11 protein-coding genes and 9 tRNA genes are annotated in these 12,467 nt (G+C 39.9%); all 20 read left to right on the top strand.

Annotation, left to right across the window (positions count from 1 at the left end):
• On the top strand, positions 1–1,621 hold a 1,621-nt coding region (locus L654_RS0124635), incomplete at its 5' end, for an FtsX-like permease family protein (protein WP_029753774.1).
• 130 nt (positions 1,622–1,751) lie between these two features.
• Positions 1,752–2,276: a crossover junction endodeoxyribonuclease RuvC gene (gene ruvC, locus L654_RS0124630; protein WP_002960649.1), complete on the top strand. Its 525-nt coding sequence runs from the start codon at positions 1,752–1,754 to the stop codon at positions 2,274–2,276.
• A gap of 2 nt (positions 2,277–2,278) precedes the next feature.
• Positions 2,279–2,896, top strand: a complete 618-nt coding sequence (gene ruvA, locus L654_RS0124625) for a Holliday junction branch migration protein RuvA (RefSeq protein WP_002960647.1) — start codon at positions 2,279–2,281, stop codon at positions 2,894–2,896.
• A 7-nt stretch (positions 2,897–2,903) separates the two neighbouring features.
• A complete protein-coding gene (gene ruvB, locus L654_RS0124620; RefSeq protein ID WP_024609331.1) occupies positions 2,904–3,911 on the top strand; it encodes a Holliday junction branch migration DNA helicase RuvB in 1,008 nt (335 codons plus the stop codon).
• Between the two features lie 980 nt (positions 3,912–4,891).
• On the top strand, positions 4,892–5,596 hold the full coding sequence (gene tolQ, locus L654_RS0124615; protein WP_007580384.1) for a protein TolQ: 705 nt from the start codon (positions 4,892–4,894) through the stop codon (positions 5,594–5,596).
• Entirely contained in the window at positions 5,583–6,011 is a 429-nt protein-coding gene (gene tolR, locus L654_RS0124610; RefSeq protein WP_007580386.1) for a protein TolR, read from the top strand. Before tolQ ends, tolR begins: the two co-directional genes overlap by 14 nt.
• Before the next feature lie 4 nt (positions 6,012–6,015).
• Positions 6,016–6,942 carry a cell envelope integrity protein TolA gene (gene tolA, locus L654_RS0124605; RefSeq protein ID WP_007580388.1) on the top strand — a complete coding sequence of 309 codons (927 nt, stop codon included), beginning with the start codon at positions 6,016–6,018 and terminating at the stop codon, positions 6,940–6,942.
• Between the two features lie 9 nt (positions 6,943–6,951).
• The gene (gene tolB, locus L654_RS0124600; RefSeq protein ID WP_024590481.1) at positions 6,952–8,310 is read left to right on the top strand and encodes a Tol-Pal system beta propeller repeat protein TolB; all 1,359 of its coding nucleotides are present in this window, start codon (positions 6,952–6,954) and stop codon (positions 8,308–8,310) included.
• A 34-nt stretch (positions 8,311–8,344) separates the two neighbouring features.
• A complete protein-coding gene (pal, locus tag L654_RS0124595; protein ID WP_007580392.1) occupies positions 8,345–8,887 on the top strand; it encodes a peptidoglycan-associated lipoprotein Pal in 543 nt (180 codons plus the stop codon).
• Positions 8,888–8,900: 13 nt separating this feature from the next.
• Positions 8,901–9,644 carry a tol-pal system protein YbgF gene (gene ybgF / locus L654_RS0124590; RefSeq protein ID WP_024609330.1) on the top strand — a complete coding sequence of 248 codons (744 nt, stop codon included), beginning with the start codon at positions 8,901–8,903 and terminating at the stop codon, positions 9,642–9,644.
• Positions 9,645–9,870: 226 nt separating this feature from the next.
• Positions 9,871–9,946, top strand: a tRNA-Lys gene (locus tag L654_RS0124585).
• 70 nt (positions 9,947–10,016) lie between these two features.
• Positions 10,017–10,092, top strand: a tRNA-Lys gene (locus tag L654_RS0124580).
• An 84-nt stretch (positions 10,093–10,176) separates the two neighbouring features.
• Positions 10,177–10,252 (top strand) — tRNA-Lys (locus L654_RS0124575).
• A gap of 85 nt (positions 10,253–10,337) precedes the next feature.
• Positions 10,338–10,413, top strand: a tRNA-Lys gene (locus L654_RS0124570).
• Between the two features lie 83 nt (positions 10,414–10,496).
• A tRNA-Lys gene (locus L654_RS0124565) sits at positions 10,497–10,572 on the top strand.
• Between the two features lie 24 nt (positions 10,573–10,596).
• Positions 10,597–10,672: transfer RNA gene (locus L654_RS0124560), tRNA-Lys, on the top strand.
• A gap of 82 nt (positions 10,673–10,754) precedes the next feature.
• Positions 10,755–10,830: transfer RNA gene (locus L654_RS0124555), tRNA-Lys, on the top strand.
• Between the two features lie 63 nt (positions 10,831–10,893).
• Positions 10,894–10,969 (top strand) — tRNA-Lys (locus L654_RS0124550).
• Between the two features lie 141 nt (positions 10,970–11,110).
• Entirely contained in the window at positions 11,111–12,151 is a 1,041-nt protein-coding gene (gene nadA, locus L654_RS0124545; RefSeq protein ID WP_007580396.1) for a quinolinate synthase NadA, read from the top strand.
• Positions 12,152–12,326: 175 nt separating this feature from the next.
• Positions 12,327–12,416 (top strand) — tRNA-Ser (locus L654_RS0124540).
• The last annotated feature ends 51 nt before the right edge of the window (positions 12,417–12,467 follow it).

Genomic DNA, 12,467 nt, shown 5'->3' with positions numbered 1-12,467 from the left:
TAGCCGTTCAATGATCCGCAAAATATACATGCTCCATTTATTGCTTGTATGTGCAATGGCGGTAAGTATTGGGCTGTTAATTGGTTATGGCTTGCAAGAAATAGCAACAAGTTACTTATCAAAAAGTATGGGCACAGAGCTACCTTTAGGTGGCTTTAAACCTTGGCTGGTGGCTATAAGCACTGGCGTAATTTGTGCTGTTATGTTTTCTATTAAACCGTTATTTGATTTATTTGATATTCCACCGCTTAGAGTGCTGCGCCGTAACTTAGGTGACAAGTTGGCAGTAAGTCGTGTGCATTTAGGCATGAGTGCGCTAACTGTGTTTTTATTAATGTGGTTATTTAGTAACAACATAAAAATAACGCTTATTTTGTTTATATCAACACTTGCGCTAATTGGTGTGTTGTTTTTGATATCTAAATTAATATTTGGTGGCGGTCGAAAATTAGGACTTAAGCCCGGTAACAGCTGGTCACTTGCAATTGCATCTATTCAAAAACGTGCAAATGTGAACGCGGTACAGTTAATTAGCTTTTCGTTAGCAATTAAATTACTGCTGTTTTTAGTGGTACTTAAAAACGATATGATATCTGATTGGCAGTCGCAACTTCCTGCCGATGCGCCTAATGCGTTTTTAGTTAATATTACGCAAAATGAGCTTGAGCCAATTAATGAGTATTTAGCTCAAAAAGATATTCAGGTATCAGAGTTTTATCCCACTATTCGTGGGCGCGTAAATGCGGTGAACGGCGAGTTGGTAGCACGTTCTGTATCGCTGCAAGATAATGAGAAAAAAGACGAAGAAGCACGTGCAGGTATTGGCCGCGAGCTAAACCTTACATGGCTTAAAGATGTGCCTGACCAAAATGAAGTAACACAAGGCACGTGGTTTGGTGAGAATGCGATGGCTGAAGCCTCAGTAGAGGAGTCGATGCTTGAGCGTTTAGATGTTGAGATAGGCGATACGCTCACATTTTTAATTGGTTCGCAGTCGTTCGACGCTAAAATTACCAGTGTGCGCAAAGTTAATTGGGCCACGCTTAAACCTAACTTTTTTATTATTTTAAGCCCAGATGTACTTGCAGATTTTCCGGCGACGTATATTTCGTCGGTACGTATAAACCCAGATCAAAAGCGTGACTTTAGCCAGTTATTGCGTACTTACCCTACTATTACAGCGATTGATATTGATAACTTTGTTAAGCAAATACAAACAACTATTTCGCAAGTATCACTCGCCATTGGCTTTGTACTTGCAATTGTTGTGCTGTGTGGCGCGCTTGTACTTATATCGCAAGTGCAAGCTAGTTTAGGTGAGCGTATGCAAGAAATTGTAATACTGCGAACACTTGGCGCTAAAAGCCGATTAATTAAAAACGCGACCTTATACGAGTTTTTATTACTCGGCGGTTTAGCTGGCTTAGTTGCCGCATTTTTTAGTGATATAGCGCTTTTAATTGTGCAGCAACAAATGTTTGATTTAGCAGGTAAGTTACATCCGCATATATGGATTATTGGTCCGGTAGCTGGCGGTGTATTTGTGGCTGGTTTAGGCTATTTAATGATTGCCCGAACACTTAAACAAAATACCCAAGGATTAGTGCGTGCCCTAGGGTAAGCTTAAACTAACATGCTCCTTCAAATGCCCACCTAACACGTGGGCATTTTTGTTTTTCTTTGTACTGGTAATTTATACAGTGCTCTGGCATTATTAGCGTAATTTAAAAATAATAACAATGGAGTGCTGTTTGGCCATTATTTTAGGGATCGATCCTGGTTCACGTTTGACCGGATATGGCGTTGTTGCCCACCAAGGTTCTAAATTTACATACTTAGGCAGTGGTTGTATTAAGTTAGCCGATCATCCTTTTCCGGTTAGGCTTAAAATGATCTACCAAGGCATTACACAGCTTATTGAGCAGTTTTCGCCAGAAACCTTTGCCATTGAAAAAGTATTTATGGCGCATAACCCCGATTCAGCTTTAAAACTAGGCCAAGCTAGAGGCGCGGCGATTGTTGGCGCTGCAATGGCCGACTTACCCGTATTTGAATACTCAGCTAGGCAAATTAAGCAAGCAGTAGTAGGCAACGGTGGTGCAGATAAAACACAAGTGCAACACATGGTAAAAAATATTTTAAAACTACCCGGTACGCCACAGGCCGATGCAGCTGATGCACTTGCTATTGCGATTTGCCACGCTCACTCAGAACAAAATTTAATTAAACTAGCGGGTAGCGCAAGCAAAACCGTTAGAGGACGTTTAAGGAAATAACTATGATAGGCCGCTTAAATGGTATTTTAGTCGAAAAACAGCCACCAGAAATATTACTCGAAGTAAGTGGTGTCGGTTACGAAGTACAAATGCCAATGACCTGTTTTTACGATTTACCAAAAATTGGTGAAAACGCGATTGTTTACACCCACTTTGTAGTGCGTGAAGATGCTCAGCTATTATTTGGTTTTAATAATAAAGTTGAACGTGCCTTGTTTAGAGAGCTATTAAAAGCAAATGGCGTTGGTCCAAAACTTGGCTTAGCTATTTTATCGGGCATGTCGGCAAAGCAATTTGTAAGCTGTGTAAATAACGAAGACTCAACGTCGCTAGTTAAATTACCCGGTGTAGGTAAAAAAACAGCCGAGCGTTTAGTACTCGAAATGAAAGACAGATTAAAAGATTGGGGTAATGATTTATTTACGCCATTTAGCGACAGCGCAGTAATAGAGCCAATGAGCGATGCGACAATAGCTAATAACGCAGCCGATGATGCCGTATCGGCACTGCTTGCATTAGGTTATAAATTGCCACAAGCTCAAAAAGCAGTAAAATCGATAAGCAAACCCGATATGTCTACTGAGGTTCTTATTAGAGAATCTTTAAAATCAATGTTGTGAGTAACCCATGATTGAAGCGGATCGCTTAATTGATGCGACTGAAAAAACAAATGAAGACTCTATAGATCGTGCAATAAGACCAAAACTTTTAGCCGACTACAGAGGCCAGCCTCATGTTAAGCAGCAAATGGAAATTTTTATTGAAGCTGCCCGAACCCGTGGTGAAGCGCTCGATCATTTATTAATATTTGGCCCACCAGGGCTTGGTAAAACCACGCTTGCAAATATCGTTGCCAACGAATTACACGTAAGTATTAAAACAACATCCGGCCCTGTACTTGAAAAAGCAGGTGATTTAGCTGCGTTACTTACTAATTTAGAAGAAGGCGATGTACTGTTTATTGATGAAATACACAGGCTAAGCCCGCAAGTTGAAGAAATACTGTATCCAGCAATGGAAGACTACCAGCTTGATATAATGATTGGTGAAGGCCCAGCTGCGCGTTCTATTAAATTAGACTTACCTGCATTTACGCTTATTGGTGCCACTACGCGAGCAGGCTCGTTAACATCGCCACTACGTGACCGTTTTGGTATTGTGCAGCGATTAGAGTTTTATTGTGTAGAAGATTTATCGCACATAGTAGGGCGCTCTGCACATTATCTTGGTTTAGAAATGTGTGACGACGGCGCAACCGAAATTGCACAACGTTCACGTGGTACACCACGTATTGCAAACCGTTTATTACGCCGTGTACGCGATTACACACAGGTAAAATCTGACGGTACAGTAAATGCCGAAGTAGCTAAGCAAGCGCTTGATATGATTGACGTAGATAAAAGTGGTTTTGATTATATGGATCGCAAATATTTACTCGCCATAATTGAAAAATTCATGGGCGGCCCAGTAGGGCTCGACAATGTAGCTGCAGCTATTGGTGAAGAGCGTGAAACAATAGAAGATGTAATAGAGCCGTTTTTAATTCAGCAAGGATTTATTCAGCGTACTCCGCGTGGTCGAATAGTGTCTGACAGTGCATATCATCACTTTGGTTTACTTCCTAAAAAAGACTAGCCTCATCATATACATTACTTGCTGTGGTTTATTGCGCAGCAGGTAATTGACTTAGTATCCCTTTCTTTCAAATATTTATACGGCTGGTATTTTACCCAAAACCTCAGCACACTGTTGCAAATGTTATTTCAAAATACTTATACACTTTATAGTTAACTGTTAATTCACAGGGCGTTAAGACTCGCGAAGCTATCCTGCGTACCATTCAAACTAGTAACCGAATTACTTATTGTAAAATAGGCAGGGCAATTATTAGTTTATAAATAAAATATGTAGCGCACCAAATTGCAGGCAAAAAAAAGCCCGCAAAAAATGCGGGCAAACAACAAGTTGAAGGAAGTAATCCAGGGAACTACGTTTTACTGAATTTGGTTTTATCCAGAAAGAGTAAAACAATGTAATACGATAAAATATCCTATTACTAAGAACTTGGCTTAATGAAACTATCTCATTCAGTGCGCTAGTTCGGTATGGGAGAATAATACGTAAGATCACCTTTTTATTCAAACTAGAAAATTTGTATTTTCAGATTAGAAAAACTAATTCGGTGAATTTTATTGTTGTTTGAATCTTGCGCGTTAATTAATCGTTAAATTTATAAGTTAATGAAATTTATGGCTTAAGTAATTTCTTTTGATGTGGCTCGGTATTAGTTTTACTGTTACGTGAAGGTAAGGCTTATAGGTTTTGAGTGTTTATGCTCTTATTTTGAATAAACGGCGCATTTTATGACGTTTTACTTATATATTTACGCATATTTATAGTTAGCGAGTTTATTTAAAAGATTAAATAAAATACTGAGGCAAAGGGAAATGCCAACTAAAGCTGTTTTTTAACGTTTTTTGTTGCCTATTCATAGCAATACCGTTGTCAGCTTGAAATGGACTAGATACACTAGATGCAACTTTTGACCGTATAAACGGTCATATTTACACAAATTAACCAATTTGCCGTATTTTGAAATTACTTAGGAGTTTAACGTGGGATCAGGGCTTAATTTTTTAGACCTAATTTTAGAAGCAAGCTTGCTTGTTCAGTTAGTGATGTTAGGGCTAGTTGCCATGTCTGTAATGTCGTGGACAATTATATTTCAGCGTAAAAAAGCAATATCAGATGCACTATCAAATGCTAAGAAATTTGAGCAAAAATTTTGGTCTGGTATTGATCTAAGTAAATTGTATAACGAAATATCGTCACGCAGCGGTCAGTCTCAAGGTATTGAAGCCTTATTTACTTCAGGCTTTAAAGAGTTTGCTCGTCATAAAAAGAATACATTTCAAAGTGCGAGTATTGTTATGGAAGGGACACATCGTTCTATGCGTGTTGCGCTTTCTCGTGAAATTGAAAAAATTGAATCTAGCTTATCGTTTTTAGCAACGGTAGGTTCTATTAGTCCGTACATCGGTTTGTTTGGTACAGTGTGGGGTATTATGAATGCCTTTATTGCACTAGGTGAAGTTAAGCAAGCTACATTACAAATGGTAGCACCCGGTATAGCAGAGGCACTTATTGCGACTGCTATGGGCTTATTCGCGGCAATTCCGGCCGTTATTGCTTATAACCGCTTTTCAAACAGTGTTGAAAAGCTTGAGTCTCACTATATTAACTTTATGGAAGAGTTTGCTAATATTTTACACCGTCAAGCAGCTACACAAATAGAGGCACAAGCGAATGTATCAGCGTAAAAAGCGCCGTCCGGTCGCAGAAATTAATGTAGTACCTTACATTGATGTAATGTTGGTATTACTTATTATATTTATGGCAACAGCACCGCTTATTACACACGGTGTAAAAGTTGATTTACCTAAAATGGAAGAGTCTGATTTAGTTGATACTAAAGATACTCCGCCCATTATTGCTTCAATTGATGCCGAGGGTAAATATTATGTAAGCGTAGGTACTGATCCTGAAGAGCCTATGGAAGCACTTGATGTTGCTGCGGTTATAAAATTACAGTTAATGAAAAACCCTGACGTGCCAGTTATGATCAAAGGCTCGGGTAAGGTGTCGTATCAAGAAGTATTATTACTAATGGATTTTTTGAAAAATGCAGGCGTACCATCAGTAGGATTAATGACTGAATCCTTTGAGGGGAAGTAGCTGTATGAATAGTTCAGTAGTAAAATCGATAGTACTTCATTTAGGAATTGGTGGTTTTTTGTATGCCTCTGCAAACATTCATCCGCCAGCACCTAAAGTAATGGAAGTAACGCTTAATTCGGCTATACCTACGCCAGATAAAGCAGTATCAGCCGTTACAGTTGATCAAAAACAAGTTGAGCAAAAAATTGCTGAACTTCAAAAGAAAGAAAAAGATAAAAAAAGTGCTGAAGACAAACGTATCCGCGATTTAGAACGCAGAGCGGCCAATGCACGTAAGCAACGCGAATCTGAATCTAGGCATATTAAAAAGCTAGAGCAAGAACGTAAAGCTAAAGAAAAAGAAACAGCCGAGGCGCAAGCACAAGCTAAAAAAGCACGTGCCATTGAGCAAAAAGAGCGCGCTAAAGCTAAGCAAGCTGAAAAGCAAAAGCAAGAAGCTGAAAGTGCAGCAAAAGCTGCTGCTGATAAGCGTAAAACCGAAGAAGACGCACTTAAAAAAGCAGAAGCTGAACGTAAAAAACGTGAAGAAGAAGCAAAAGAGCGTGCAGCCGAGGCAGAACGTAAACGCCAGCAAGCAATGCAAGAGCAAATGTTACAAGAGCAACTTGCCAAAGAGCAGGCTGCCCGTAGTAAAATACGTCAACAACAAGTGGTGAGCGAAGTTGATAAGTACCGTGCATTAATTATGGCGCGTATTCAGCAAAACTTATTGATTGATGAAAAAATGAAAAACCAACAGTGCCGAGTAAATATTCGTTTAGGTTTTAATGGTTTAGTAACGCAAGTTAAATCATTAGGTGGCGATAAGTTGGTATGTGAAGCTGCATTAAGAGCAGTGCGCATGGCCGACACATTACCGGTATCTAAAGATAAAGACGTATTCGAACAACTTAAGAATATTAATTTAACAATCAAGCCAGAATTTTAAAGGAATGATATGTTCAACAAAATAAAAATAGCCTGTTTAGTTTTACTGTTTGGGTTTGTGGGTGTTGCTAATGCAGCACTTGAAATTGTAATTACTGAGGGTGTAGACGGTGCAAGGCCCATTGCTATAGTACCTTTTAAGTACCAAGGTGTTGGCCCAATCCCTGAAAAATTAAGCAGTGTTATTGCTGCCGATTTAATGCGCAGTGGTAAATTTAAACCTGTAGATGTAGCGCAGATGCCACAACAGCCAACCAAAGATAGCGAAATTGATTACGCATCTTGGGTTAATAAAGGTGTGGAAGCGATATTAGTGGGCGAAGTTGAGCAGCAAACTGATGGGCGTTACTTAGTGCGTTATGAGCTAGTTGACGTGATCCGCGGCCAAATTACCGGTGGCAACACACAAATGATGAGTAATGGTAAGCTAGTTAAAAGCCAAGATCATATTTTGGAAGCGCGTGAAAGTGTTATTGGTGAAAGTGGTTTTCGCCGTTACTCTCATCGAATCAGTGACGTTATTTATGAAAGATTGACTGGTGAAAAAGGCGCATTTTTAACTAAAATTGCCTATGTAATAGTACGTGATAATGACCCTAAGCCTTATCAGTTAGTTGTTGCAGATTATGACGGATTTAATGAGCAAGTATTACTTCGCTCAAAAGAGCCTTTAATGTCGCCAGCGTGGTCACCAGATGGTACTAAGTTAGCGTATGTAACGTTTGAAAACCGTCAAAGCCAAATTTACATTCAAGATATATACACAGGTAAGCGCGAAATAATAGCAAGCTACCGTGGTATTAATGGTGCACCGCAGTTTTCGCCAGATGGTAAAAAGCTATTGTTAGTGCTTTCTAAGGACAAGACGGGTGCAACAGAAGTTTACATGCTTGACCTAGCTACACGTAAAGAAACACGCTTAACAAATCACCGTAGCATAGATACTGAGCCATCTTGGCACCCTAATGGTCAAGATATTGTGTTTACATCTGAAAGGGGTGGTAATGCTCAGATTTATAAGTTAAATTTAAAAACTGGTAGGTCACAGCGACTCACCTTTGATGGTGATATGAATCTTGCTGGTTCAATAACACCAGATGGAAAAGAATTAGTGATGGTTAACCGTACCAACGGGCAGTACCATCTTGCTAAGAAAGAGCTGGCTACAGGCGCGTTCCAAGTATTAACGAGAACACGCCTAGATGAATCACCGAGCATAGCGCCAAATGGTTCGATGATTATATATAGCACGCTTCATAATAATAAACAGGTACTTGCGCTAGTATCGATGGACGGCCGCTTTAAGGCACGGTTACCTGTGCTAGACGGACAAGTAAAGGCACCAGCTTGGTCGCCATACTTACAGTAATATTACTGGTTTACTCAAAATAGGAATCTACTCAATGAAACTTAACAAAATACTTAAAGGCCTGCTAATTGCTGTGCCAGTAATGACATTAGCAGCTTGTAGCTCATCTTCAGATATTGATGAAGGTGCTGCAAACCAATCAAATCAAGGCGTTGTTGAGCAATCAACTAACACTGATACGGTTGAAGTTGCTACAATTTCTCCTGAGCAACAAGCAGAAGAGCAACTTCGTCAAAAGTACGAAGCACTTCGTCAAGAGCAAGTAATCTACTTTGATTTTGATACTGCGACAGTTGAAAGCAAGTACGCAGACTTACTTCGTGCACATGCTGAGTTTTTAGTTCAAAACTCATCAGTTAAAGTACTAATTGAAGGTCATGCAGATGAGCGCGGTACTCCAGAGTACAATATTGCACTAGGTGAGCACCGTGGCCAAGCAGTTGAAAAATACTTATTAAGCTTAGGTGTTTCAGCTAGCCAAATGTCAGTGGTAAGCTATGGTGAAGAGAAGCCAATGGTTAAGTCTCGCACTGAATCAGCTTTCGCTAAAAACCGCCGTGCGGTACTAGTTTACTAAGATAAGAGATATTATGAAGCCGAAAATTATTTTGGCAGCCATGATATTGAGCGGGAGCACCCANGCTGCTCCCGCTCCTGTTTCAGAAGCTGCGAGTTCACAATCAAGTATTGAGAAGCGATTAGCGTCGCTTGAGAATATGATGCAACAACGTAACTTTTTGCAAGTTGAGTTACAGCAACAGCTTAACTTGTTACAAGACGAAGTAAGCCAAATTCGAGGCGTAACCGAAGAGCAAAGCTACAAGCTTGAAAAAGTACTGCAGCGTCAGCGTGAGTTGTATCAAGAAATTGAAAACCGCGTGAGCCAGGCTTATACACAGCCAGCAGCAGCTCCCGCAACTGATTACACGCAACAAAGCAATGCACAGACCTATAGCAGTGACTTATCTGAAAACGAAGCCTATGAGCGCGCTGTTGCGTTAATAATGAAAGATAAACGCTATGACCAAGCGATTCCTGAATTTCAAACGTTTTTAACTACCTACCCAAACTCTGTCTATGCGTCTAATGCGCATTATTGGTTAGGGCAGTTGCTTACTATTAAAAATGATGGTGTAAAAGCAGTAGAGCACTTTAAAGTCGTTGTGAACGAATTTCCAAATTCTAATAAACGCCCAGATGCGATGCTAAAGTTAGGCACACTTTTACAAGATCAAGGTTCAGCGGCGCAAGCACAAAAAATATTGAGCGATCTTATCAATCAATACCCAAGTACAACCGCTGCAAAACTAGCAACTGATCGTTTAGGAAACTAAAGTTCACTAGCGATTAAATTTCTAGTTAGGGCGAGCAAACTACATGGAAACTCTCGAAGAATCTTGGATTTGCATGTAGTTTGAGCACAAACGGTTTAATTTTGTGCATCTAGACATAAAAACTTAAAAAAAGAGACAATTTCGGTTGCACTCATTTTATAAATAAGTATTATAAGCGCCCGCAGCAAACGAATGGTTACCCCACTCGAAATGCGACAAAAAGAGCGGGTTATTAGCTCAGTTGGTAGAGCAGTTGACTTTTAATCAATTGGTCGATGGTTCAAATCCATCATAACCCACCATTCTTTGAATGGTCTTTTATCGGCGGATTTACGTAGAATACTAAGTTGTTATAAAACGCAACGTCAGAGCGGGTCATTAGCTCAGTTGGTAGAGCAGTTGACTTTTAATCAATTGGTCGATGGTTCAAATCCATCATGACCCACCATTCTTTATTCCTTGTGAATAGTGTGTGGCATCAATCGGCGGATTTACGCAGGCTTTAACTTAGAAATAAGTTAGCAACTGGAACGGGTTATTAGCTCAGTTGGTAGAGCAGTTGACTTTTAATCAATTGGTCGATGGTTCAAATCCATCATAACCCACCATTCTTTATTCCTTTGAATAGTGATTGGTTCCAATCGACGGATTTACGTAAAATAGTAAGTTGCATTTAAAACGCAACAATAGAGCGGGTTATTAGCTCAGTTGGTAGAGCAGTTGACTTTTAATCAATTGGTCGATGGTTCAAATCCATCATAACCCACCATTCTTTATTCCTTGTGAATAGTGTTTGGCATCAATCGGCGGATTTACGTAAGCTTCATTCATAATTGAATAAGTGCATAGAGCGGGTTATTAGCTCAGTTGGTAGAGCAGTTGACTTTTAATCAATTGGTCGATGGTTCAAATCCATCATAACCCACCATTCTATGAAAAGTTATATAAGAGCGGGTCATTAGCTCAGTTGGTAGAGCAGTTGACTTTTAATCAATTGGTCGATGGTTCAAATCCATCATGACCCACCATTCTTTATTCTTATGAATAGTGTTTGGCATCAATCGGCGGATATACGTAAGCTTCATTCATAATTGAATAAGCGCATAGAGCGGGTTATTAGCTCAGTTGGTAGAGCAGTTGACTTTTAATCAATTGGTCGATGGTTCAAATCCATCATAACCCACCATTCTATGAAAGTTTTAATCGGCGGATTTACGCAGCTTTTTACAAAGCAGATTTATATTAGAGCGGGTCATTAGCTCAGTTGGTAGAGCAGTTGACTTTTAATCAATTGGTCGATGGTTCAAATCCATCATGACCCACCACTCTCTAATACTTTCCTTTATATTCTTTTTTAAATTCCCATTCTAATTTTTATAAACAGCTTTACTAGTTTGCTGTTATTTGTGTTTATATTCTCGTATAATTCGCCCTAATTAATGCACTGTAGATAAGTGGTCGAGAACATGAGTCTAGCTCAAACTATTATGCCTGAAGGTTATATTTTCCCCCCTAAGCCAGCACCGTTAACAAATGACGAGCAAGGCGAATATAAAGCGCGTATAAAACAATTACTAAAAGATAAAAATGCAGTACTTGTTGCACATTATTATACCGATCCTGAAATTCAAGCACTTGCTGAAGAAACCGGCGGTTGCGTTGCCGATTCGCTAGAAATGGCGCGTTTTGGTGCACGTCACGATGCAGATATGATCATCGTCGCGGGCGTGAAATTTATGGGCGAAACAGCCAAAATTTTAACGCCAAATAAAACGGTTGTTATGCCAACGCTTGAAGCGACGTGTTCGCTAGATATTGGTTGCCCGATAGACGAGTTCTCAGCGTTTTGTGATGAGCACCCTGACCGTAAAGTGGTTGTGTATGCAAACACCTCTACCGCAGTTAAGGCGCGTGCAGATTGGATTGTAACCTCATCATGTGCACTTGAAATAGTAGAGCACCTTGATGAGCAAGGCGAAAAAATTATTTGGGGCCCAGATAAGCACCTTGGTAGTTATATTCAAAAAAATACCGGTGCTGATATGCTTATGTGGAATGGCGCATGTATTGTACATGACGAATTTAAAACTAAAGCCTTAAAAGATATGAAGGCGCTACACCCAGATGCAGGCGTATTAGTTCATCCTGAGTCACCAGCAGAAATTGTTGCACTTGCCGATTCGGTTGGATCTACGAGCCAATTAATTAAAGCTGCGCAAACAATGGACAATAAAAAGTTTATTGTAGCAACCGATCGCGGCATCTTTTATAAAATGCAGCAACTATGTCCAGATAAAGAGTTTTTTGCGGCTCCAACGGCAGGTGAGGGCGCTTCATGTAAAAGTTGCGCACATTGCCCTTGGATGGCAATGAATGGCTTAAAAGCGATTGAGGAAGCTCTCATAAGCCCTAAAGGTAAAGAAGTATTCGTTGATATGGATTTACGCGAAGGCGCACTTAAGTCGCTTAATCGCATGCTTGAATTTACTGCGAGCATGGCTAAGTAATTTTAAAAGTATAAATTAAAACGGTTAGGTCTTAGATTTAGCCGTTTTTTGTGCCTATAGATAAGCTATTGCTTGATAAGTAAGCATTTAAAGGCTCATATTTAAAAATGCCTTGCACCTTAAGGGTCTATTTCATACTATAGCGCGCTGTTGCATTACACAATTGCAGCACTGTGGAGGGATGGCTGAGTGGCTGAAGGCGCACGCCTGGAAAGTGTGTTTAGGTTTATCCCTAACGAGGGTTCGAATCCCTCTCCCTCCACCATTATTCTTAGAGCCCAGTTACTAATATCGAAAGGTATTAGTAACTGGGTTT

This window comes from Pseudoalteromonas sp. TAB23 (assembly GCF_000498075.1).
Lineage (GTDB): Bacteria > Pseudomonadota > Gammaproteobacteria > Enterobacterales > Alteromonadaceae > Pseudoalteromonas > Pseudoalteromonas arctica.
The sequence above is the reverse complement of the archived record's forward strand: the minus strand, read 5'-3'. Positions and strand labels throughout refer to the sequence as shown.

Excerpts from the sequence above, each read along its gene's own strand:
- pal (WP_007580392.1), top strand. The coding sequence starts at position 8,345 with ATGAAACTTAACAAAATACTTAAAGGCCTGCTAATTGCTGTGCCAGTA.
- tolB (WP_024590481.1), top strand. The coding sequence starts at position 6,952 with ATGTTCAACAAAATAAAAATAGCCTGTTTAGTTTTACTGTTTGGGTTT.
- nadA (WP_007580396.1), top strand. The coding sequence starts at position 11,111 with ATGAGTCTAGCTCAAACTATTATGCCTGAAGGTTATATTTTCCCCCCT.
- tolA (WP_007580388.1), top strand. The coding sequence starts at position 6,016 with ATGAATAGTTCAGTAGTAAAATCGATAGTACTTCATTTAGGAATTGGT.
- ruvB (WP_024609331.1), top strand. The coding sequence starts at position 2,904 with ATGATTGAAGCGGATCGCTTAATTGATGCGACTGAAAAAACAAATGAA.
- tolR (WP_007580386.1), top strand. The coding sequence starts at position 5,583 with ATGTATCAGCGTAAAAAGCGCCGTCCGGTCGCAGAAATTAATGTAGTA.
- ruvA (WP_002960647.1), top strand. The coding sequence starts at position 2,279 with ATGATAGGCCGCTTAAATGGTATTTTAGTCGAAAAACAGCCACCAGAA.